The 23,626-nt window shown below is 36.0% G+C and carries 27 protein-coding genes and 1 other annotated feature (1 of these 28 cut by a window edge); of the genes, 5 read left to right on the plus strand and 22 right to left on the minus strand.

Annotation, left to right across the window (positions count from 1 at the left end; genetic code table 11):
- Positions 1–244 precede the first annotated feature (244 nt).
- From rpsI to RRB46_RS06715, 10 genes are all read right to left on the minus strand, one after another.
- Positions 245–637: a 30S ribosomal protein S9 gene (rpsI, locus tag RRB46_RS06670; RefSeq protein ID WP_106460835.1), complete on the minus strand. Its 393-nt coding sequence runs from the start codon at positions 635–637 to the stop codon at positions 245–247.
- Between the two features lie 10 nt (positions 638–647).
- Entirely contained in the window at positions 648–1,088 is a 441-nt protein-coding gene (rplM, locus tag RRB46_RS06675) for a 50S ribosomal protein L13 (RefSeq protein WP_106460836.1), read from the minus strand.
- Between the two features lie 177 nt (positions 1,089–1,265).
- Positions 1,266–2,726, minus strand: coding sequence for a TrkH family potassium uptake protein (locus RRB46_RS06680; protein ID WP_311537937.1), 1,461 nt, complete (start codon positions 2,724–2,726; stop codon positions 1,266–1,268).
- A complete protein-coding gene (trkA, locus tag RRB46_RS06685) occupies positions 2,723–4,096 on the minus strand; it encodes a Trk system potassium transporter TrkA (protein ID WP_311537938.1) in 1,374 nt (457 codons plus the stop codon). Before trkA ends, RRB46_RS06680 begins: the two co-directional genes overlap by 4 nt.
- 81 nt (positions 4,097–4,177) lie before the next feature.
- A complete protein-coding gene (locus tag RRB46_RS06690) occupies positions 4,178–5,371 on the minus strand; it encodes an amidohydrolase (RefSeq protein WP_311537939.1) in 1,194 nt (397 codons plus the stop codon).
- A 77-nt stretch (positions 5,372–5,448) separates the two neighbouring features.
- Positions 5,449–6,528 carry a spermidine/putrescine ABC transporter substrate-binding protein gene (locus RRB46_RS06695; RefSeq protein WP_311537940.1) on the minus strand — a complete coding sequence of 360 codons (1,080 nt, stop codon included), beginning with the start codon at positions 6,526–6,528 and terminating at the stop codon, positions 5,449–5,451.
- Entirely contained in the window at positions 6,521–7,321 is an 801-nt protein-coding gene (locus RRB46_RS06700; protein ID WP_296128636.1) for an ABC transporter permease, read from the minus strand. Before RRB46_RS06700 ends, RRB46_RS06695 begins: the two co-directional genes overlap by 8 nt.
- Entirely contained in the window at positions 7,311–8,108 is a 798-nt protein-coding gene (locus RRB46_RS06705) for an ABC transporter permease (RefSeq protein ID WP_311537941.1), read from the minus strand. The genes RRB46_RS06700 and RRB46_RS06705 overlap by 11 nt, the downstream gene beginning before the upstream one ends.
- Entirely contained in the window at positions 8,101–9,213 is a 1,113-nt protein-coding gene (locus RRB46_RS06710; RefSeq protein ID WP_311537942.1) for an ABC transporter ATP-binding protein, read from the minus strand. Before RRB46_RS06710 ends, RRB46_RS06705 begins: the two co-directional genes overlap by 8 nt.
- A gap of 245 nt (positions 9,214–9,458) precedes the next feature.
- Positions 9,459–10,196 carry a hypothetical protein gene (locus tag RRB46_RS06715; RefSeq protein WP_311537943.1) on the minus strand — a complete coding sequence of 246 codons (738 nt, stop codon included), beginning with the start codon at positions 10,194–10,196 and terminating at the stop codon, positions 9,459–9,461.
- Between the two features lie 108 nt (positions 10,197–10,304).
- On the opposite strand from RRB46_RS06715, the gene RRB46_RS06720 reads away from it, so the two are divergent.
- Positions 10,305–10,589: a GNAT family N-acetyltransferase gene (locus RRB46_RS06720; protein WP_311537944.1), complete on the plus strand. Its 285-nt coding sequence runs from the start codon at positions 10,305–10,307 to the stop codon at positions 10,587–10,589.
- A 104-nt stretch (positions 10,590–10,693) separates the two neighbouring features.
- Positions 10,694–11,848: an MFS transporter gene (locus RRB46_RS06725; protein WP_311537946.1), complete on the plus strand. Its 1,155-nt coding sequence runs from the start codon at positions 10,694–10,696 to the stop codon at positions 11,846–11,848.
- A gap of 134 nt (positions 11,849–11,982) precedes the next feature.
- Here the strand turns inward: RRB46_RS06725 and RRB46_RS06730 are convergent, their stop codons facing one another.
- Positions 11,983–12,273, minus strand: coding sequence for a hypothetical protein (locus RRB46_RS06730; RefSeq protein WP_311537947.1), 291 nt, complete (start codon positions 12,271–12,273; stop codon positions 11,983–11,985).
- 402 nt (positions 12,274–12,675) lie between these two features.
- Here RRB46_RS06730 and RRB46_RS06735 point away from each other — a divergent pair, with 402 nt between their 5' ends.
- Positions 12,676–12,801, plus strand: coding sequence for a hypothetical protein (locus RRB46_RS06735; protein WP_311537948.1), 126 nt, complete (start codon positions 12,676–12,678; stop codon positions 12,799–12,801).
- Here RRB46_RS06735 and RRB46_RS06740 read toward each other — a convergent pair.
- The 3 genes from RRB46_RS06740 to glsA all read right to left on the minus strand — a co-directional run bounded on the left by RRB46_RS06740 (position 12,793) and on the right by glsA (position 15,064).
- Entirely contained in the window at positions 12,793–13,680 is an 888-nt protein-coding gene (locus RRB46_RS06740; protein WP_311537949.1) for a helix-turn-helix domain-containing protein, read from the minus strand. The genes RRB46_RS06735 and RRB46_RS06740 overlap by 9 nt on opposite strands.
- 100 nt (positions 13,681–13,780) lie before the next feature.
- On the minus strand, positions 13,781–14,122 hold the full coding sequence (locus tag RRB46_RS06745; RefSeq protein WP_311537950.1) for a hypothetical protein: 342 nt from the start codon (positions 14,120–14,122) through the stop codon (positions 13,781–13,783).
- A gap of 9 nt (positions 14,123–14,131) precedes the next feature.
- A complete protein-coding gene (gene glsA, locus RRB46_RS06750) occupies positions 14,132–15,064 on the minus strand; it encodes a glutaminase A (RefSeq protein ID WP_296129621.1) in 933 nt (310 codons plus the stop codon).
- 149 nt (positions 15,065–15,213) lie between these two features.
- On the opposite strand from glsA, the gene RRB46_RS06755 reads away from it, so the two are divergent.
- Entirely contained in the window at positions 15,214–15,813 is a 600-nt protein-coding gene (locus RRB46_RS06755) for a hypothetical protein (RefSeq protein WP_311537951.1), read from the plus strand.
- Between the two features lie 47 nt (positions 15,814–15,860).
- Positions 15,861–17,027 carry a C40 family peptidase gene (locus RRB46_RS06760; RefSeq protein WP_311537952.1) on the plus strand — a complete coding sequence of 389 codons (1,167 nt, stop codon included), beginning with the start codon at positions 15,861–15,863 and terminating at the stop codon, positions 17,025–17,027.
- Positions 17,028–17,070: 43 nt separating this feature from the next.
- Here the strand turns inward: RRB46_RS06760 and RRB46_RS06765 are convergent, their stop codons facing one another.
- From RRB46_RS06765 to RRB46_RS06800, 8 genes are all read right to left on the minus strand, one after another.
- Positions 17,071–17,616, minus strand: a complete 546-nt coding sequence (locus RRB46_RS06765) for a hypothetical protein (RefSeq protein ID WP_311537953.1) — start codon at positions 17,614–17,616, stop codon at positions 17,071–17,073.
- 113 nt (positions 17,617–17,729) lie between these two features.
- Positions 17,730–18,731 carry a DUF1002 domain-containing protein gene (locus RRB46_RS06770; protein WP_311537954.1) on the minus strand — a complete coding sequence of 334 codons (1,002 nt, stop codon included), beginning with the start codon at positions 18,729–18,731 and terminating at the stop codon, positions 17,730–17,732.
- 2 nt (positions 18,732–18,733) lie between these two features.
- Entirely contained in the window at positions 18,734–19,522 is a 789-nt protein-coding gene (locus RRB46_RS06775) for an Mrp/NBP35 family ATP-binding protein (RefSeq protein ID WP_311537955.1), read from the minus strand.
- A gap of 127 nt (positions 19,523–19,649) precedes the next feature.
- Entirely contained in the window at positions 19,650–20,666 is a 1,017-nt protein-coding gene (locus tag RRB46_RS06780) for a PTS sugar transporter subunit IIC (RefSeq protein ID WP_311537956.1), read from the minus strand.
- 74 nt (positions 20,667–20,740) lie between these two features.
- Entirely contained in the window at positions 20,741–21,241 is a 501-nt protein-coding gene (locus RRB46_RS06785; RefSeq protein WP_311537957.1) for a transcription repressor NadR, read from the minus strand.
- Positions 21,242–21,485: 244 nt separating this feature from the next.
- Positions 21,486–21,683, minus strand: coding sequence for a hypothetical protein (locus tag RRB46_RS06790; RefSeq protein WP_311537958.1), 198 nt, complete (start codon positions 21,681–21,683; stop codon positions 21,486–21,488).
- A 9-nt stretch (positions 21,684–21,692) separates the two neighbouring features.
- Positions 21,693–22,331 (minus strand): hypothetical protein, encoded by a 639-nt coding sequence (locus RRB46_RS06795; protein WP_311537959.1) that lies wholly within the window; start codon positions 22,329–22,331, stop codon positions 21,693–21,695.
- A gap of 146 nt (positions 22,332–22,477) precedes the next feature.
- Positions 22,478–23,368 (minus strand): helix-turn-helix transcriptional regulator, encoded by an 891-nt coding sequence (locus RRB46_RS06800; protein WP_311537960.1) that lies wholly within the window; start codon positions 23,366–23,368, stop codon positions 22,478–22,480.
- Between the two features lie 242 nt (positions 23,369–23,610).
- Positions 23,611–23,626: a binding site (T-box leader), on the plus strand (it continues 212 nt past the right edge of the window).

The raw sequence follows: 23,626 nt of genomic DNA on the forward strand, positions 1-23,626 counted from the left end.
ACGTGCCATAAATTACAAGATTAATTATTTTCTCTTGACATTTGATAGCTGGTCTTATTTAATTGTGCATATGACTATCACAATTATACTTTAAGGAGGTTTTCTTGGTGCTTGAAGCTAAAGCGAAGTCCCTCCACCTGCATAGCAGGTGGTTTTTTGTTTCGCTCTCTTTCGTTCGCTCAACTCACTTAAGTGAACAATAAAAAGCCCAAGAAATTTTTCTTGAGCTTGTATATAAAAATTCTTATCTCTTTGAGAATTGTGAAGATTTTCTTGCCTTTTTAAGACCGGCTTTCTTTCTTTCTTTCTTACGTGAATCACGTGTTAAGAAGCCTGCTCTTTTTAGGGCTATTCTATAGTCAGGGTTTGCTTCAAGAAGTGCTCTTGCTATAGCATGTCTTATAGCTCCTGCTTGACCATTGTAGCCACCACCATTTACATTAACTCTTATATCATAGCTTGTAAGATTTTCTGTTAATGCAAGTGGAGATCTTGCTATAATTCTTAGAGATTCAAAGTTGAAATATTCGTCTAAGTCTCTGCCGTTTACTAGGATGTTACCAGAACCTGGTACCATTGTTACTCTTGCAACAGAGGTTTTTCTTCTACCTGTTGATTGAATTATATTTTCTGCCATATTTTACTCCTTACTTTAGATCCAAAGTTTCTGGGAATTGTGCTTCGTGACCATGTTCGCTTCCTGCATATACTCTTAGTTTCTTAGCCATTGCACGACCAAGTTTGTTGTGTGGAAGCATGCCTACGATTGCGTGTTCTACAATTCTTTCTGGGTAAGTATTCTTCATGTCTTTGAATTTTGTAATTTTAAGACCTGATGAATATCCAGAATATCTCTTGTATTCTTTTTGATCTTCTTTGTTTCCTGTAAGAACTACCTTGTCTGCGTTTATTACGATTACGTAATCTCCAGTATCAAAGTGTGGAGTAAAGGTTGGTTTGTTCTTTCCTCTTAGTATTGCTGCAACTTGGCTAGCTAATCTACCTAGCACCATGCCTTCAGCATCAACAACATACCATTTTCTTTCGATGTTTGATGGGCTTGCAGTCCATGTCTTTTGATATTTCATTCATTCCTCCTGTGTATTTTTCGGCTACTTGCATTTAGACACCGCCCAAATAGCTAGCGGCTGTACTCGTCCTGGCATTTGTCTATCGCTTCCAGGATAAGCGACTTACTCGAACTTCAAAGAGGTCTGAGTCGACTGATATATAATACTCTTTTCTTGCTATTTTGTCAACATCTTTTACTTATTTCTGATGTTTTTATAGGTAAAAGGTGAAAATATTATCAGCATCGGATAAATTTCAAGTCTACCAAATAGCATGGCAAGGGTTAGGGTTATCTTTGATAAATCACTCAATGCCGCAAAGGATGTGATAGGACCAAAATCCCTTAGACCTGGGCCTACGTTGTTAAAGGTTGTGGCTACTGCCGCAAAGGATGCCTCAAAATCTTCTATTTCTATACTTACTATAAACATAAATAGGACAAATAAAAGTATATAGATAACCAGGTATTTATTTATAGATTCCTCTAGGTCTTCGTCAATTTTCTTGCCATCCATCTTATTTACTATGACCCTCCTAGGGTTTATTACCTTTCTTACTTGGTTGATGGATGATTTTACAAGGATCACAAGTCTTGATACCTTAAAGCCACCTGCAGTTGACCCAGCAGATGCTCCTATTAGCATTAATAAGACTATCAAGTTTCTTGAGAAAAATGGCCAGGCTCCATAGTCTACCGACACATAACCTGTTGTTGTGATTATTGACGATACGGTAAATATAGATTGAATCCCAGAATATACCGGGTCACCATAAAGGTCTTTTATATTTATAAATATAAGTCCTGAAGCCACTGCAATTATTCCCAAATACCAGTAAAGCTCTTCTGATTTAAAACTATCTCTTGCTGACCTTATCAAGGCGAAATAATATAAGTTGAAATTCACCCCAAACAAAATCATAGCAATGGTTAGGACAATTTCTACATATCTTGAATCATAGTAACCTATTGATAGGCCCTTATTGCCAAAGCCACCGGTTCCAGCAGCTCCCATAGCATAGATTAAAGAATCAAATAAATTCATACCACCAAAGAGCAAAAATATTACCGTAACACCAGTCATGGCCAAGTAAATTATATAGAGGACCCTGGCTGTTTGGCTGAGCTTAGGTGTAATCTTACCGAAGGATGGGCCTGGCATTTCTTGTCTTAGAAGAGATGCTGACTCGGTATTTGTCTTTGGTAAAATCGCAAGGGTAAAGACAAGTATTCCCATACCACCGATAAGGTGGGATAGGCTTCGCCAAAATATTATAGAATGAGGCAGTCTTTCCACATCTAGGGCTACCGATGCCCCGCAGGTTGTAAAACCACTTGCCATCTCAAAGATGGCATCTATTATCGAATGGTAATTTGTAGGTGTGAGATAAAGAGGTATGGACCCGATTACTGAAAATATTATCCAGCAAAAGGCTGTTATAAACATAGCCTCTCTTGTGTAGATATGGCCCTTGTCATCTCCTAATTTTACAAGGATAGATCCTGTTATTAAGGAAAATATTATCGGTATTATGAAATTAAGCTTATCTCTTAGGCTCTCATTGTAGATAAAGGCTACTAGCAAAGGAACGGCCATCAAAAGAGCCAAAACCTGGAGGAGCCTGCCTAGGAGGTGGTTAATTATCTTAAGATTCATTTCTCCTCCAATATATCATCTAAGACCTTGAAATCATGGCTGGTTGTTGCCACAAGGACTGAATCTCCCAGGCTTATCTTAGAAGAACCATTAGGTACTTCTATTTCCCCATCCCTTTCCCTATGCTCTATAGCAAGAACTAGGCTGTCATCTCGGATTTTTAAATCCTTAAGGCTTACATCAAGGATTTTGGAATGCTCAATGGCCTTAAATTCTATAACCTCAACCTTCTCATCTTCTAGCCTGTAAAGGGAAGAAATTGATTGACCCCTGGCATTGCCCTTACTTCTTACAAACCTATTTATAACATCACTTGCAGCCATCTTTGGAGCAAAGGTGGTGTCTATATCAAGGATACCTGTCATCTTTAAAAGTTTGGTCCTATTGACTTTAGCTATTACCTTATCAAGTCCATATCTTTGGGCTAGAAGTGAAATTAGGATATTTTCCTCATCTATACCTGTTAGGGCAATTAGGGCATCGTAGTCATTTATCCTTAGCTCTTCAAGAAGCTCTGGTGATGACCCGTCGGCATTTATTACCACAGCCCCTGAGTGCATCTGGCTAATCTCTTCTGCCTTTTTCCTGTCAATTTCAACTACAGTTACCTTAAAGCCCCTCTGGAGCAAAAGGCCTACCAAATATTTTGAAACATTTCCAGCGCCTATTACCATTACATTATTTATGTCATAGGCCCCCTTTTGCTCGTGCCTATAAAAGCTATCGACTGCCTGCTTCTCGCCGATTACATAAATCTTGTCATTGGCCTTAAGGATATCATCACCGTGAGGTATTCTTACATCCCCGTCTGAATTTATTATTCCTATCAGGGTATGGTAATTTTCTGAATAGGAGATAAGGTCTGATATTTTTCTCCCATCAAGGTCTGAACCCTCATCTATAACTAGCTCCATCATTAAGGCCCTGTCTTTAAAGAAGCCTTCAACGTTTAGGGCGTGGGAATATTTAAGGGTTCTTTGTATATCCTTAGCTGCTATGTATTCAGGATTTATGATTGACTTGGCATCTGTCACCTGAGCAATCATTTTTTTATGCTTGACATAATGGGTTTCTCTTAACCTAATTATTATATTTTTGGCGCCTAATTTCTTGGCAAGAGTTGATGCTATTAAATTTACATCATCAGATTGGCTTACAGCTATAAAAAGATCGCAGTCCTCAGCTCCTGCCTCAATTAGTATATCAACATCCCTACCATCTCCCAAAAGTCCCATAACATCATTTGTTGCCAAAAGGTCATCCAGGACAGCCTTATCATTATCTATTACTACTATATCATGACCTTCATTTGAAAGGTCACTGGTTACAAAAGAGCCGACTTTGCCGGCTCCTAATATTACAATCTTCATCATTTCTCCTTAGAAATCGCAAAATAAATCACATTCATCTATTATACTTATTATTTTAACATTTCTAATATATAAAATCTATTATTTATTTAAATATTCATAGGCATATCTTGCAAGAAGCTCTGCCCCATATTTCATGGCCCTTTCATCTGGGTTAAAATCTTGGGCGTGGTTTTGTGGGTGGGTGGCTGGATTTTCTGGATCCCTTCCCCCTATAAACATATAAGTCCCATCAACTCCTGGCACATCCTTATAGCCTGATAGGTAAAAACCAAAGTCTTCGCTACCTGATAACTTTAGGTCGGTTGAGACATTGTCATCTCCGAAAATATCTTTTGCAATCTTTACAGATAGGTCAGTAGATTTTTCTTCATTTATGACAGCTCCTGCTCCCATATTGTAGTCAAAGACTGCACTTCCATCATAAAGCTCTGCAGAAAGCCTTGCCGCCTTTTCTAATTCCTTAACCATAAAGTCTACTGCCTTGTTAGAAAATGACCTAAAGGAACCCTCTAGCCTTATATCAGCAGGCACTGCATTTGCAGCAGATCCTCCCTCAACCACTCCTAGATTTAGGACGACTGGGTCAAAGACATTGTCTATCTTTCTGGCGGAGATTCCATAGGCTGCATTTATAAAATTAGCTAGCATCATCATGGCGTCATTGCCTTGGTGTGGGGTTGATGAATGGGCAGATTTGCCCTTAAATTCTACCTTAAAGAAGGTATTATTGGCCATAACTTCTCCATAGCCTGTTGCTGCCTTGCCCAAGTCCCAGCCTGTATGGATGTGGATTGCAAAAGCGCTATCTACATCTTTTGTAAAGCCTTGGCTTACTACAGCTCTGCCGCCTTCGCCTGTTTCTTCGCCTGGTTGGAAAATTATCCTTACCCTGCCCTTTAGGTCATCTTTCACCTTGACTAGGGCCTTTACAGCATTTAAAAGCATGGCTGCGTGGATATCGTGGCCACAGGCATGACTTACACCTGGGTTTTTACTCTTATAGACAAAGTCATTGGTTTCTTCTATTGGAAGGGCATCTATATCAGCCCTTAGGAGAACTGTCTTGCCTGTACTTTCTGAATTTATTTCAACTATAAGGCCTGTAGGCTCGATTGGCACAGGGTCAAAGCCAAGGGCCTCAAGTTCTTTTCTTATAAACTTAGTTGTCTCTGTCTCTTTCATTGATAATTCAGGATGAGCGTGCATATATCTTCTATCTTCAATCATTTTTTCTTCATTAGTTAAGATTTCATCTCTAATTATATTTGTCATTTCAAATCCTTTCTTATTTCTATAACATTATACCCAAAAGCTACTTATAAATAGCAAAACTCCCTCAAGGGGAGTTTCTAATCTGCTTGTGGCGCTATTTTTAGATCTAGGTAAAGGTCGTTATAAAGGATGGTCATCTCCTTGCCTAGGTCCTTAAAGATTTCAAGCTTTTCTATGTCTTCATCGCTTGGATAGAGAGTTGTGTTTGCCCTTAATTCAGGATCAAGTAAGTCTAAGGCTTTTTTATTTGGTGTAGCATAAGAAACATATTCAGCATTTCTTGCCGCAACATCCGGCCTTAAAAGATAGGAAATCAAGGCATAGGCTCCTTCAGTATTTTTGCTAGTCTTTGGTATAACAACCGTATCAAACCAAATATTAGACCCTTCCTTTGGTATTATATAAGACAGATTTTCGTTAGAATCTTGGGCCATAGCAGCCTCACCAGAGAAGGTAATCCCTATATCTGCCTCTTCTAGGGCCAAGTACATCCTTATCTCATCAGCAAGGATAGCCTTGACATTGGCCATAAAATCTACTAATTCATTCTTGGTTTTTCTTAAGACTGTTTCATCAGTGGTATTGGCTGAAAGACCATCTTTCCAAAGGCCAATTCCAAGAGTCTCCCTAGCTCCATCAAAGGATAAAATTTCTCCTTCAAACTTAGGGTCAAATAGCTTGGCCCAAGAGTCGACATCTTCTGCCTGGTATTTTTTATTATTATAAACTATGCCAAAAAATCCCCAAAAATATGGTATTGAATACTCATTATTTGGGTCATAGTCTAAATTTAGAAATCTCTCATCAATATTATCAAGACCCTTAATTTTGCTATGGTCAAGCTTTTTTAAAAGACCCTTGGCCTTCATCATCTCTACAGTGTATTCAGATGGAAAGGCTAGGTCATAAGATGTCTTGCCCTGCTCGATTTTCGCCATCATAGCCTCATTTGAGTCAAAAGTTTCATAGATTATGCGGTAACCAGTTTCTTCTTCAAAATCCCTTAGGACTTGTGGGTCTACATAATCACCCCAGTTGTAAAAATATATATTTTTAGAATCTGACCCATGGCTATTGGCATTCAGCCTTTTTTGTCCAATAAATAAGGCCAGGCACATGGCAAGGACCGCCAGGATAAATCTATATACCTTATTCATAAGCACCCGCCTTTCTTTCTCTACTTTGTATTACATAGTAGCCTATGACCATTAAAAGTGATATGACAAAGATAAGGGCTGATAGGGCATTGATCTCAAGGGAAATCCCAGTCCTTACCCTAGAATAAATCTCTACAGAAAGAGTCGTAAAGCCAGATCCTGTCACAAAGAATGTTACTGCAAAATCATCAAGCGAATAGGTAAGGGCCATAAAAAATCCCGCAAATACACCACTTGCTATATTTGGCAAGATTATCTTATTTAAGATAATCATATCATTAGCCCCCAAGTCCTCTGCAGCCCTCATCATGTCGGCATTTAGGTTATAAAGCCTTGGCAAAACCATAAGGACTACGATTGGGATAGAAAAGGCAATGTGGGATAAAAGCACCGAATAAAAACCCATAGGGATTTTTAAAAGAAAGCTAAAAAGGATTAGGAAGCTTGCCCCCATCATTACATCTGGAAAAACCATGAGTACTGAATTAAGGCCCAAAACCTTCTGCTTAAGCTTTTTACTTCTCATATAATAAATAGAAATAGCTCCCAAGGTCCCAATGACAGTTGCAATCACAGATGATAAGAGAGCAAGGATTATGGTATTTAGGACAATATTTATAAGTCTCTTATCTTCAAAAACCGCCAGGTAATGCTCCATTGTAAAGCCCTCAAAGCTATTCATATTTCCCCCACTATTGAAGGAATAAAAAATCAAATAGGCTAGGGGCAGATACATTATTATGAAAATAAATATCAAATAAATATTTGCCAGTGAAAACTTCTTATTTTTCATAATCTCCCCCCTTCTTATTTAGAAAACTAATTACCAAAAACATCATCACAATCAAGACCAGGCCAATGGTAGAGCCCATTCCCCAGTTTTGGGTGACTAGGTAGTGTTGTTCGACAGCTGTACCTAGGGTTATAATCTTATTTCCTCCAATTATCCTTGTTATCAAAAATAGGGATAGGGATGGGATGAAAACCGCTTGTACTCCTGATAAAACCCCATCCATTGATAGGGGCAAAATTATCCTCCTAAAGGTTTGAAACTTGCTAGCCCCCAAATCTTCGCTAGCAATGACATATTCTTTTGGAATAGAGTCAATTGACCTAAAGATTGGCAGAATCATAAAAGGAAGCTCCACGTATGATGCTACCAAGATAAAGGCAGGATTTGAAAATAAAATCCCCTCGCTTGCAAGCCCCAAAAATCCAGCTATAGCCCCATTTTTGTTAAAAAGACCAATAAAGGCATAGGCCTTTAAGACTAGGTTAATCCAGGTTGGAAGGATTACCAAAAGCAGGATTAAATCCTTGTGCTTGGCCTTTGATAAAAAATATGAAAAAGGATAGGCCCACAAAAGTGTGAAGGCTGTTATCAAAAAGGCCGTCAAAAAAGAATTTAGGGTCATTATTATATAATTTTTATTAGAAAAATAAGCTATATAGTTATCAAAGGTAAAATTGCCATATATATCAAAAAATGATTGGTAAAAAAGCAGTAGGATTGGCGCAATGATAAAAATTATAATCCACAAATAGTAGATAAAGCTTAGCTTTTGGTATTTTTTAGCCATCTACATCTCCAATCGAAAATTCTTCCATCCTCTTATCAAAGTCATCCTCGCTCTCGTTATAACGCATAACGTGGATATTTTCAGGATCAATTGCAAGACCAATATCATCGCCCTCTTCAAAGACCTTGGTTGAGTGGATTTTCCACCTAAACTCATCCTTATCAAAACAGATAAGCTCATTAAAAACACCCCTAAAGAGGATATTGTCAATATTTACCCTTATATCAGCTTCACTTATGTCAACCACCCTAACATCTTCAGGTCTAATAACTACTTCAACAGCCTCTCCTTTAGGAATACCAGCATCAGAGCAATCAAAAACCTTGCCAGCAAATTCTACCTTGTAGTCATCGATCATCTTAGCCTTAAGGATGTTTGATTCGCCGATAAATTGAGCTACATAGCGGTTGATTGGCTCATCATATATATCTGTAGGTGGGCCTTGTTGGACAATTTTGCCCTTATCCATTACAAAAATCCAATCGCTCATAGCTAGGGCCTCTTCCTGGTCGTGGGTTACAAAAACAAAGGTAATACCCAGCTCCCACTGAATATCACGAAGGAGGACCTGCATAGACTTTCTAAGCTTCATATCAAGAGCTGATAGGGGCTCATCTAATAAGAGCACATCAGGCTTATTGACAAGGGCACGGGCAATAGCCACCCTCTGCTTTTGGCCACCAGACATCTGGCTTACCTCACGCTTTTCAAAACCGGCAAGCTCAACCATCTCCAGGGCCTTTTTTACCTCTTGTTTTATCACATTCTTGTCAGTCTTTTTGATCTCAAGGCCAAAGGCCACATTGTCAAAAACATTCATATGAGGAAAGAGTGAATAATTTTGAAAAACTGTATTAACAGTCCTCTTGCTTGCAGGCACATCGCCCACATCCTGGCCATTGATATAAACCTTGCCCGAATTAGGCTCAATAAAGCCTGCAATCAAATTTAAAATAGTAGTCTTGCCACAACCCGATGGGCCAAGCAGGGTATAAAACTTACCCTTTTCAAGTTCAAGGTCGACAGACTTTAAAATCTCTTCATCATTATAAAACTTACTGACCCCATCCAAAACGACAGAGTATTTATCAAAATTATTTTCCATCATTCACCTCACAATTTCCTTTATAAAAAGTATACCACAAATAGGTCTGAATTTGGAATATAAAAAGGGGTTGTTGCAAAATTATGAATAACCATCGTCCCATCACTAGAGAAAAGCCTGTCGGCTCATTGAGACTCTTGTGGGAAATTTTTGTCCTAGCCTGCCGGCTCGTAGAGGCAAAATTTTCTACAAGGTTTCTCTAGTGATTTGGGACGATTTATTCATTCTGCAACAGCCCCTAAAATTTAATTAATTTCTTCTTTGTAATCCAAATAGGCATCTGCTAGCCCTATATCAGTTTTAACAATAGCATAGATAATCCACATTACATAAATAAGTAATCCAATAGCAGAAAGTATAACTGCCTCCATTATGCCCATGGATAGGAAAATAAAGCCAATAAATATGGCTGAAGGTAGGATTATATAAAGGCCATAAATCTTAAGGCTCTTTAGAATTAATCTCTTGCCTATGAGTAAAATATTTTTAATCGATGTAAAAACTGACTCATCTAGATTGTAATTATCTGCTAGATATAGGTTTGAATATATTGTCAAAAACCCTAAAATTGCAATAATTACTATAACAACAAATGGCAATAAAAAGGCCCCTATGGTAAATACTGCATGATTTGATGGATTCACCAAGGCTTGTCCTATCAGAGTCCCACCAGTATATTGAATCAAATAATTCAAAATACTAGTTACCAATGAAATAATAAAGGCAACAGTAATCACCCTGAAATTTATGTAATTTATCTGATTTAGATAATCACCCACCTTGCCCATCCTATTTCTAAGAAGGCCACCTGCTATGGCAAAGCTAAAGGCAAAACCAAAAATAGACATGATTATATTCATTAATAAGGCTAAAACTGGTTTATCAGCAAAGATGGCGCCAAAAATAGCCGCAATTGGGCCCAAAGCAAGGATCGATATTAGTCTAACTAAAAATATAGACGAAAATTTATATTCTCTCTTCATAAAATCTCCAATCTGCAAAATAAATCTGCTTACTAATAATTTACCACTTTTAACAATATTTTACCATAATTTACTGACTCTTGGGTATAAGTAAAGCGAGGTGATAATATGGATAAGATAAAATATATAATAAACAAAAAAGATAACAGATCAGAAGTCTATGATGGAGATAAGCTAATTGGCAAATGCGATTACAAGATAGAAGCTGATAAGCTTGATATCTACCACACCGAAGTGGATCCAGCCTATGGCGGTCGTGGCCTTGCCGGGAAATTAGTAGACCTTGTAGTAACTTATGCTAGAGATGAAAATTTAAAAATAATTCCAAGCTGTCCTTATGTGGCAAAGAAATTTGACAAAGATGAGTCCTATAAGGATGTGGATGCTAGATAAAAATTTGAGGGCCCTTGCCCTCTTTTTTTAGCTAATGCATTAGCCTTTACCTTTTTAGAAATACTTGGTATGATTAAGGTGATTTCTTATCTTTGAGGTGAATGATGAATACAAATAGAAAAGATATTTTTAGGAAGGCTGGGATTTTATCATTAGCCCTTTTTATATCTGTAAATAGCGTAATAAGCGGCTCGCTCATCAAATTATCTGATGACCTAGCCATCCCCCTTACATCTGCAGAGTTTCTAGTAACTCTAGCATCCTTTTCTACAATAATACTAATCTTATTAAATGAAAAAATAACAAGAAAAATAGGTATGAAAAAAGCCGTCCAAATAGGTCTTTTCTTTGTGGGTATATCCGGCCTAATTCCCCTATTTTTTAAATCCTACGCCGGAGTCTTTGCCTCAAGGCTAATCCTTGGAGTGGGAGTAGGTTTTTATAATGGCCACTCACCTAACCTCATCAATGCCTTCTACGAAGGAGATGAAGCAGCAAACCTCCACGGCATCAGAAACTCCTTTGAATACCTAGGCCAGATGATCCTAGTCTTTATAGCAGGAATCTGGGGAGCTAAGTCTTGGACCTATGCCTTTTTAACCTACAGCTTGGCCTTTCTTGTCCTAGGATTTTTCTCTCAAACAGTTGAGGAAGTAGACCTAGAAGACTCAAATGACAAGCTTACTATCAATGCCCAGATGATTTTTTATATAATCTTTGCAGGCATCATGATAATGAATACAACAGCAGTATCAATCAGATTTGCCAAGGTAGCAAGCCTAAGCCTAAGTCCTGATGCAAACCTTAATATGTATATGCTAATCTTACCCATAGCAGGCATGATCTCAGGCTTTCTCTTTGGTTATATAAATAGAAAACTCAGGTCTAAAACCTTGCTTCTAGGCCTAGTAATCTATATCATAACTAACATAAGCCTAGGCTCTTTTGGAGAAAATCTCATAGTCTACCTAGCAGGCATGGCCCTCTTAGCCTTCTGCCAAAGCCTCTGCACCCCCTACATCCTAGCAGAAGTATCAAGATTTGTAAGAGGCTCATCGGCAAGACTTATAAATAACTTCATCTTTGTAGGGGTGAACCTAGGAGGATTTTTATCAAGCCTCTACCTAAACCTAATCACAAAGATATTTTCCCTAAAAAGCCCCACCAGCCCCTTCCTATCCTTCATCGGATTTTATATAATCTTATTTGCAATATTTTTCTACGAATACCTAAGTGTCAGGTCTTTTAAGAGAGTATAATTAAAAATCTCGGAATTTAAATTTTCCGAGATTTTTTCTTTATCTATACTATTTTTCGAATTTTTTAAGATATTCTTCGTATAATTTTTTATAAACTTCTGAATCTTTTAAAAGTATAGATTAGTTTTGTAATATTATTTTATTATATAAAGAATGAACAAAATAATACCGCCTAATACTAAAGTTATACCTACAGATAAAATAACAGTTTCCAAGCCATCTTCATATGTTATTGGTTTAAAGCTATTATTACCCTTTTTATAAAAGATTATAGTATCAATAGCAGATATTACCAACGATATCGCAAGAATATACCAAATATTTAAAGAGGCCTGTAGTATATTTATTGAGATGGCAAAACCAATAAATAATATTAAGTTGTAGATATAAAGTTGTGATATTGATATATTTTTCGGCTTTTTCATATAAATCTCCTTTTCTTTTATAAATTTTTATTTGATTTTTTATATTCCATTACACAATATTGACAAACTATTAGGTTAATATATTATCACACAATTGTCATTATTTCAATATTCTGTCACATCAATCAATTCCATAATATTATGTAAAATTTACTAGCACAATATTTACTATTTCATTCTAATATACAATTTAGAAGACGTATTGTAATATTTTGGGTATCAAATGACATTTTCTTTTTTCACAATTATACGGACTCTATATCCTTTCAAAACAAAGTAAGTAATAAATCGATCTATATCTATACTATAAAGTATAGCTGTAAATTTGTACAGGATACATGTGTCCTGTACAAATTTTTTGAATATTATATAATTAGTTTAGATTTTAAGAAAGGATTTATTATGAACAAATTTTTCAAAGCTTTATATATTACACTATTATTAATTGTATTGATTTTACCAAGCAACCTATCTGGTGACAGAGAATATGATATTATAGAAGTTTATTCAATTGATAAGCTAATCTAGCATTAAATTATAACTTTTAAATTCAATCATCTCATTTAACCTCTCAAAGCCGGATAATTTGGCACTCCATTTAGCCAAATTTATTGATTCTTCATAGGTGTTATATCCTAAATCATATTCACATATAAATTTATCATAATAAAATAAAGATAAAGCTTCTACATCTTTTTTTAATGATGCTTCATTGATAGCTATATTAATTAAACTTAGAGCTTCTTTGCTTCTGAAATCAACATAAAGTCTATTTATAATAGAATTAAAAATCAACATTTTAACAGTATGATTATTGCAATCTTTAGATATTTTTTCTAAAATTTCATAATTACTAAATGATTTATATTCTCTAAAATCATTACATATATTTACTAATATCCTCATTTCTATGGTGGAATACTTCCTATCAATGATATTAGATTTATTGTATATTGTTGATATAATATCTTCATATCTTTCTTTAAAATCGAATTTATCAACTTCCTTATTCAGTATTCTATCCATAAATAGTCTTAAAAGTTTTATATTTTTTTCTTTTCCCATCATTAACTTATTATCATTTTCAACTATAGAAAGTTTCTTTGATAGGATTTCTGCTTCATTTTTTTCGATAAAGATGCTTGCTACTCCCAATTTATTTAATATTTCTTCATAAAGATAGTCTGTTTCAAAAATATTTTTATAATATATATCAAGTAAATCTTCTTCATAAGCTTGTGAAAGTAGGATAAGGGAATCTGCTCCTAGGCTCTTTATATTGCCATTTTCAAGTCTAGATAGGCTTCTTACGCTTATGCCAGTCAGATATTCTACATCCTCTTGTCTTAATCTTTTTCCTATCCTGATATCTTTTAAAAGCTTTCCAAAGTCTTGGTTTTTAGTCATAACTTGCTCCTTGGATATAATTATACTTTAGATTTTAATTTTAAAGGAAAAAATCCCGGGCTTATTCCCGAGATTCTTAATTTTTATTATCTAAATTATTCTATTTTTCAAAAAGATTTCTAGCTTCTAAGAAATTTACTATAGAATAGATACCTATACCGTTGAAGATTATTTTTATTAGGCTACTTATGTCGGCGTTTGGATCTACTATATTTAGCTTAGTTCTTATGAAGTATAAGATTAATATTGTCAGCCCGTAGATTGCTGCTCCTATTAGGGTTAATTTTAAATCTAGGGCCTTGCCCTTGGCCTTTCTTTCTGGCTTTACTAGGGTTAGGCCAAAGACTGCTATGGCAAGTATTATTAATACATAAGCTGGAATTTTTACAAAATATAGGGCTATGAGGCCTATTAGATAAAGTACTAGTGAAAGTGTTGGCATTTTTTCCTCCTATTTTACAAATATATTTAAGTTTAGTTCGTAGGATAAGATTTTTAATAATTCCTTACCCCTTACTGAGTTGCCTGTCTTATCTAGTCTTGGCGAGTAGACTGCTATGCCGCAGACTCCTGGGACTATGCCAAGGATTGCCCCGCTTACACCTGATTTTGATGGGATGCCTACATTCATCAGGTAGGATCCAGAATTCTCATACATACCGCAGGATGCCATTTGGCTTACAATGATTGATACTATTGATTCTGGTATTAGGTCTTGGATTTTGTCTATTCCGTAGCCCCTATTGGCAAGGACTGCCCCAAAGTGAGACAGGCTTTCTATATCTGTCCCTATGGAGCAAGACCTGATATAAAGGTCTAGAACCTCACTTGGGTCGGCATCAAAGATTCCCTTACTCTTTAGGTAGTAGCTTATGGCCTTGTTCCTGTCAGATGTTTCCATTTCTGATTCGTAAACATCCTTTAAAAATACCGATGTTTCTGAGCCTGCTATCATATTATAAAAGTCCATCAATCTTTTAAATCTCTCATCTATATTATTTCCCATAATCATGGAGGTGGTTGTGATGGCCCCTGCATTTATGAAGGGGTTTGCTGGCTTATCTGTAATTGGCACTAGGGAATTAAATTCATACCTGGTTGGCTCACTGCCTACCTTATTATAGACATCTTCTAATTTATTGTCATGAAGGGCTACCAAGAGGTCCAGGATTTTGGATATGGATTGGAGAGAAAATATCTTATCGACATCTCCATAAAGGAAGGTATCTCCTGTTATGGATGTAATGGCTAGAGCAAAGCTATCAGGGTCAACATTTGCTAGCTCTGGTATGTATGTTGCAACCTCTCCCTGGCCTATAAATCTCTCGCTTTTTATGATTGCTCTTCTGATTCTTACATCTATTTCATTTCTATCAAAAAACATAAGACCTCCTACAAATCTTATTGTAATTTTCCTTACTCTTATATTTATACCCCTTTCACACTTTTTATAAAATCCACCCATATTTCGCCTTAAAATTAGTCAAAATTGGGTATAAAGATATAACAGAATATAAAATAAAGGAGCCTCTTATGCGAATTATAGATATATTAGAAAATGAAGAATGGATTAGAAACTATGATTTCTATGATGATTTCATAAATTCTTCTTATTTTGACATGCTTAAAGATAGCTATGATAGGTTAAATTACGATATACTTTTTAAATCCCACATCCACGGCAGAGACCATATCGAAAGGGTAATACTCTTTGTCCATATTTTGGGCTTTCACTATGGTCTTGATAATGCTGATATGGATGTTTTAAGAAATGCAGCCAGCCTTCACGATACAAGAAGGGTCAACGATGGTTGGGACACTGAACATGGGATGAGGGCAGCCAGGGATTCTATGAAATATTCCTATGCAGACCCAAAGGATGAGAGAATCCTCCAAGCTGTAATCGCAGCCCATGCCAAGGATGATAAGATAATGGATGAAGTAATTGAAAGCTTCATAAATGAAGACGATGACTTTGACAGGGCTATGAGACTTGCCAAGTTTTTTAAAGATTCTGATGGTCTAGACAGGGTTAGGATTAACCACCTAGATCCAGCCTATCTTAGAAATGATTATTCCAAAAACCTAGTAGACTTTGCTTACGAGCTTTTTAACTCCTATAAACTTGACTAATTCTTAAATATTATATAAAATTATAGTAAGATTAGACTGGAGTAAAAATGATTAAAAATAAGAAGTTTACTCTCCTAGGCCTAGGAATCCTAGCTTCAATCGCCTTTGTAAGGCCGGCCTATGCAGATAGTGTCATGCTTAATAAGGAAGTAGGCTCATCTGCATCCTTCTATGAAGAAATAGATGGCAAGCTAAATGTGACAGATACAATCGAAGCTACAGATATCCACAATATGCTTAGCGAGGATGATAATTACTATAAAATTGAATATAAAGGCAAGACTGGTTTTGTAAACAAAAATAGCTTCTATAAGCTAAACCATACCTCCCTAATAAGTGATGCTGAGATAAAAAAAGATCCTAAGGATGATTCAGAAAATCTCACCACCTATACCCTAAAGGCAGGAAGCAAGGTGACAATCCTTGAATTTGTAAACATAGGAGACTTTGTCAAGGTATCCTATGAGCAAGGCCGTTTTGACAATGAATTTCTAAATGTAGATAAGAAAAATGACAAGGACCTGCTTTATAGGATGCTCACAGAGCCAGACAACGGCCTAGATGTGCCCGTAGAGACAATTGGCAGGGACTCTAGCCCACAGACAGTTACAGTCGGTGATGGAGAGGCAAATGCTGGTGAAAAAATCGGCTACATGCACTTTAAAGACCTAGCCCTATCCTTTAGGAGCCAGGAAATAATTGATGAGCTTTACAATTATTATTACAAGCTCAACCACTCCAAAACCTACACCGAAGCCCCAATCTTTAGCCAGGGACCTGTTTATAGCCTAGCAAATAATGAAAGCTACCAGGCTACAGAAAACCTCCCACAAATCACAGTCCACATGCAAGGAAGCCAGACAGGAATCGATCTATATTCATACGGAGTCAAATTCTTAGGCAACCCTTATGTATTTGGCGGAACTGATCTCTACAATGGTATAGACTGCTCAGGTTTCACCCAAAAAATCTATGAGACTATAGGAGTAGGCCTACCACACTTTGCCCAAAGCCAGCAAAGATATGGTGTAGAAATACCATTTGGCCAGGAAAAGGCAGGAGATTTAGTCTTCTTTGGAACAAGCCTAAATAACATAACCCACGTAGGAGTCGCAGACGGCTACGGCAACATGGTCCATGCATCAAGCCCAAAATACGGCATAATCATAAGCCCAATAAGAAATCCAATCTCTATCAGAAGGATAGTAGAATAATGAAAAAACAGACTTTTGAATTAACAAAAGTCTGTTTTTTAGTTTAATAATATTCGGCTAATAATCTATCAGCCTCGTACAATAGGGCCTCTGCTTGTCTTATTAGTTTTTCTAATTGTGGTCTTACTTTTTTGATAGTATTAGGATAGTATTTAATCAATAATTTACCTGTTGCAACCAGTTGCCTAGCTGTATCTCTTGCCTCTTTTAATTCTTTAATTGACTCATTAGTCTCTGCTTTTTTAGTAACATTATTGTTTACATCTGATTTTGGTACTTCTTCAACTTCCCCAGAGCCACCCTTTTCAATTGAAGGTCCGCCTTTTTCACTACATGGACCATCATCTACTACTTGTCCACTAGATGCTTGATCTTCTTTTTTAGGAGGGTTTGATTTTTCGCTTGGCTTATTAGAATTTTCATAATCATCTTCTTCTATGAGTTTCCTCATTTCTTCAGCTCTTCTATTATTTTCTTCTACTAACTCATCTATTGTCCAAAGTTCATCTGAATCAGCAAAGACTGGAGAAATTGCTCCAAGAGCGAAGCTTAGGCTTAGGGCTGCGGCGAATAATTTTTGTTTTTTCATAGGATCTCCTTATATTTTATTTAATACCATTATACCACAGTAAATTAAAATAGGAAAATGTTTTTTTAAGTCATTAAAAAATCTCCCAGCTTTTAACCGGGAGATTGTAAATTTTAATTATCTTGATTTTGATTTGAGTCCCCGCCCATAATTGAATTTATAATGTCCCTGATAAAGGCTATTATCTTATCAAGTAGGCCGGAGTCTTTAGCGTCTTTGGCGATTTTTTCTATATTTTCTTTATTGTCCTTGGCAAATTTATCTATGGTGTCTTTGTTGTCTGCGTAGAATTTGCTTGCCTTGGCTCCTAGGTCATTTCCTAGTTTTAGGAGATTGTCCCTTACTTCCTTAGAATCTATGGCAGAAGTAGCTTGGTAGTTATTAAAGTAATTTACCAAAAGATTGATATTATTATTTGATAGGATGTCTCCCATATTTACATTATTTAGGGCATCCTTGATAAAGATTGCAATCTGATCATTTGAAGCTGTTTCGCCGTTTTTTTCCTTATAGTCGGCTAGTCTTTGTTTTACTTCAATTACTGCCTTATCGAGGTCCTTGGAGTCAAAGCCATCCTTTCCCTCATTTTCCTTGGCCACTTCTATTACAGTTGCTAGCTCTTCTTGGGCTGTCTTTGTTCTTTCCACATCAATACTCTGGCCGTGATATTCTTCTGACTTATAGACTCCTACTAGGGCGGATTCACCTGTGACTGGCTTTGGGCTTGCCACATTTATTTCTGCATCTGTTATGCCTGCTGTGATGGCAGCATTGGTGTATTGGGCCTCTGTGATTTGAGAAATATTGCCAGGTGTCTTGATATTTACCCTAATACCAGATCCCTTTGGAAGTCTTTTGACTGTCACTGATGAAATCATGTTTGAATCAGCTGTCCCATAGCCTAGGTATTTTTTTAGGTCAGCCCCATTTACAGTTCCAACATTGTAGTCTTCTGTATTTATACCGATGGCATTGTCTACGATTTTTCTTTGTTGGTCATTTAAGGCCACACCGTAGATGATGTCGTCGTTTGACTTGTTAAAGCTTGTCGCAAAGGCAGTGCTTGTTAGAAATATAGAGCAAGCTGCCACTAGGCTTAGTATTTTCTTTTTCATGACTAAAGGGCCTCAATTTTTCCTATAATTGGGTTAAGAAGGGTATTTTCAATCTCTGTTGCCATACCTTGGTCGATTTTTTCTGCAATTGATGGGTCAATTGGTAGCTTGACTAGGGTGTCTATGTCATATTTTTTGGCAACTTCTTCTATATTAGACTTGCCAAAGATGGCATGTTGGCTACCGCAATCAGGGCACTTGAAATAGGACATATTTTCTACGATACCTAGGATATTTTTGCCCATCATCTTTGCCATCTTGATTGATTTTTCAACAACCATTTCCACAAGGCCCTGAGGAGTTGCCACAGCTACTACCCCATCTATTGGCAAGGATTGGAAGACTGTAAGTGGAACATCGCCTGTTCCTGGTGGCATGTCTACTATAAGATAGTCAATCTCTCCCCAATTTACATCTGTATAAAATTGTTTCAAAACATTGGTAAGGATTGAAGAACGCCATACAACAGGGTCTGTCTTGTTTGGCAAAATCATGTTGGTAGAAATAAGCTTAATCCCATTATCTGCCTTGGCAGGGTTCATAATTCCTTCCTTAGTCCCTCTAGCTGGCTCATTTATGCCAAAGGCCTCTGCTATGGATGGGCCTGTGATATCGGCATCAAGGATACCCACCTTGTGGCCCTTGTTTTGTAAAAGTGTGGCTATTTGGCTAGAAATAGATGATTTACCTACTCCTCCCTTACCACTCATAACAGCTATTATCTTTTTAATCTCAGTAGCTGGCTGAGTTTGTATTTTAAACTTATCAAAGTTCATTTTTCTATTTGTCATAAAATTTCCTTTCTTAAACGCAAAAAGCTATTAGCTTCACAAGTAATTATATTATATTCGGCCTTAATTTCCATTAAAATTTTTGTAAGGATTGAAAAAGCCCGAGTCTCATAACCCGAGCTTGTGCTTAAAATTCAATTTTCATATCCCCATCTTTGATAAGCTTTTTATTCTTGCAAATCTTATAAAATATGAGCGACAAGATGGCTGGTAGGATAATTTGGATGATAAGGACCTTAGTAAGGATAGTAGAAAAACTTGCCTCTCCCATGGCTTGGAAGGTACCTATTTGGCCAACCAGGCCGCTTGTGCCCATGCCTGCCCCAAGTGGAGTATTTTCCATCTTAAAGATAAGGGTAGACACAGGGCCCAAGATAGCTGAAGCTAGGGTTGGTGGCAGCCAAATCCATGGGTTTTTGATAGTGTTTGGGACTTGAAACATAGAAGTACCTAGCCCTTGAGCAAAAAGGCCCTCAAGTCCATTATCCTTATAGGAAATAACTGCAAAGCCAATCATCTGGCAGCAGCAGCCTACAGTAGCAGCTCCTGCGGCAAGGCCTGATAGGGAAAGCATCATGCAAATAGCAGCAGAAGATATTGGAAGTGTTAGGGCCACGCCAATAAGGACAGAAATAATAATTCCCATAAAAAATGGCTGAAGTTCTGTAGCTTTTACAATAAAATCGCCAATCATGGCCATAAACTTAGCCACACCAGGTCCTATGGCATCACCTACTATAAGGCCTACAAAAATCGTCACGAAGGGAGTCACGATTATATCAAGCTTGGTCATCTTTGATACGAGCTTACCCGACTCCACAGCGATAACTGATGCCACAAAGACCCCAACAGGCCCACCTAGCTCGTAGGCTCCCATGCCGACAATGGTGTTGGCAAATAAGACAAGCTTTGGCGCACCCAGGCTGTAGGCTATGGCTGTGGCGATCGCTGCTCCTGCTCCAGAGCTTGCCAATGGCCAAATTCTCTCAGTAAAGTAGGCAATCTCAAAAATCTTGCCAAGGGAGTTGATAATAGTCCCTATAAGAAGGGAAGCAAACAGACCAAAGGCCATGGCCCCCAGGGCATCGATAAAGTAAACTTTTGGGCTAAGACTTATGCCCTTTTTTCTTAAAAATTCTTTCATGATATACCTCTATAAATAATATTTTCATTACTTATAATATCACAAAAAATCTCATCTGTATATACACCAGGAAATTATTCTATCAAATATCCTTTATCCTTAAGTTTAACAAGTACTTTGTCAATAATTTCCATAGAGCAAGCTTCGATAGTATGATAGTGGACCTCTTCTGTTAGATCTAGAAGAGGAAGCGCATCGTCCATGTTCTTAATAAAAAGACTTACTCCATTTCTTGATTTTATCGATAGGTCTTTTTTAATCATCCCATAAAGATCGTGTTTAATGAAAACATCCTTAATATTAGCCCCACAATCTACAACTGTGTTTAATTCATCCTTTATATCTTCCTTCTTATGCTTAACCTTTACTATCCACTCGATTTTATCTCTTGTAATTAATTTATAACCCCTATTCGTTGAATCTATTTCAAAACCACTTGCTTTTAAGATAGATATATCCTTAACTATAATTTGCCTCGATACAGCAAATCTATCAGCTAAAATCTTGCCACTTATTGGTTTTTTATTATTTTGTAAAATTTTTATAATTTCTAATCTTCTCTCATCTACACTCATATAATTACTTTACCATATGTAAATATCAACAGAAAAATATGCTCCTTATATTTTATTGATTTTTTTTTAAAATTTATGCTAAATAGAAAACCAGGGATCTTAAAAATGGAATTTAGATATTCTTTTTCTCTTTCTAATTAAAAGTTGATTTATAATGAAAGGTCAGTAGACCTGCTTGAATTTGACTAAAAGCTTATGAAAGATACTAAAAACTCATCCCCTTTTTGTAGGGGATGGCTTTAGCTTATAGACTATTTTTTTGCCTATATATAAAAAATTGAATAACAATAAATGAAATTAATATTAACAATAGAATTTTTATAAATATATCCTTAGCATTTTCAATTCCCAGATCATAAGGCTTTATTATAAATACTAAAGCTATGACCATAATGATATTTACTATAGTAATAAATCTTGATAAATTTTTTATCTGCTTCATACATACCTCCTAGGCGAGATAATAGTAGGGCCCAAAATACTCTCCAGTACTCGCCTTAAAACTCCATTCGTACCTATAATACATTTTACCTAAATTGTCACGCATATTATACAAACTAACATATAATCTACCTCCAATAGCAGATGCTGCCAAAGCTGATATGGATGACAAACCAATAGATGCTATGACACCCACTGGCCCGAGCCCAGATGTTAAAGAGGCTATAGCTGCGGCTACAACAGCGACTGTTGTCCCTTTTTTCCAGCTTACATAATGACTAGATGAGGATATACGAGTCCATTTGTTTAGACCAAGAAGAGTAATTAGATCATCATGTTCATCCCCATTAGGATTTAATCCTATTCGCTCACTATCACCTATTTTATTAAGATTTAAATATATATTACCTTCTGTATAATCATTATAAATTGTATCTACATTGCCATGGCTATCCTCAACTACTATTTTTTTATAAGATACACTGGAATCTATACTAAATCTATAATTAACATCATCTATTTTTGCATACTCCACACTTTTCCCATAGTTTTCATCAAAATCTTCTGCTGCTTGAACAACAGGTAGTGAAAATATTGATTGAATTGTAAAAATCACCGCAAAGATAAGAATTGATAGCGTTTTCTTCATATTTAAAATCCTTTCTCATATCATTTACAGATTATAATCATTTACTTATAAATCGATTTATAGGTCTATTATAATAAAAGAAAAGAGATTTTTAAAATAGCACTTGTGTCCTTGTAATTTATCTTAATATGTGATATAATATACTGTTACTTATCAAGCATATATTTCATATTGTACCCATTAATTTTTTTATATATCTGCTTTCTACTAACAAATTCTGCCAACAGGATTGATTTCTTTATGGAATTTTTGTAATTTAAATCATTAATTCTTTTTTCTGCCACGGCTAATAAGTAATAAAACAAAGCTAGATTTTCATTAATATTAAACTCTTTATCTAATTTAATAGTGTTTATCACTTGTTTTATTTTTTTAATATCAGACTCCCTAATACAACCAACTTTTATATCTTCTATTGTTTTAGAATAAAAGGCCAAAGATTTTAATATAGGTCTTTTATCACTCTTAATAATAGACGTAAATACTCTTTTATCTTGCTCTCCTCTATATTCTCCAAAATCATTTAGGATGGCCATTATTATCCTATCCTCCACCATTGAATTACTATTTGATAAAATATTATTAGTCCTTTTTAAGGATATATCTTCATACCTATCTTTAAAAATATTTTTACTCATAGACGGATTTATAAGTCTATCAATAAATAGCCTTAGAAATTTAATTTCTTCTTCCTTATTTTTAAATTCTCTAGATTCCTCTACAATATCTAGTTTCTTACTAAGAAGACCTAGGTCCTTATCATCCATAAACTTACACGTCATATCTAGACTTGATAGAATCTCTTGGTGTAAAAAAAAGGGATGGTAAGCACTTTTAATATAAATGCTTAGGATGTCTTCCCCATAGAGTTTTGAAAGCTCAATAAGTGAGCTAATTGATGCCTCCTTGAAGTCGCCTCTTTCAAGCCTTGATAGGGTTTTTTTGCTTATATTAGATAGCCAGTCTACATCCTCTTGGCTTAATCCTTTTGTTTTTCTTATGTCTTTTATAAGTCTCCCAAATTTTTGTCTATCCATGAAAATCTCCTTTTATATATTGTATCATAAATCCACTCATCCTACTGCAAATAATCAGTCCTAAACTTAACAAGCTTGTCTTTACCTGCCTTGTAAAGTATTTATTCTTGTGCTGTCTATTGTTAATTATTTCACTTTCTATAGTATAGATTTTTAGTCTTCTTTTGCTATCAAAGCCAGCTTATCACCAAGAAATTTTACCATGTTATACTTGACTTTTATTCTTTTGCTTGTAATATAAATTAAAGACTTTGAAAA

Source organism: uncultured Anaerococcus sp., from assembly GCF_963512375.1.
In the GTDB taxonomy this organism is placed as follows: Bacteria; Bacillota; Clostridia; order Tissierellales; family Peptoniphilaceae; genus Anaerococcus.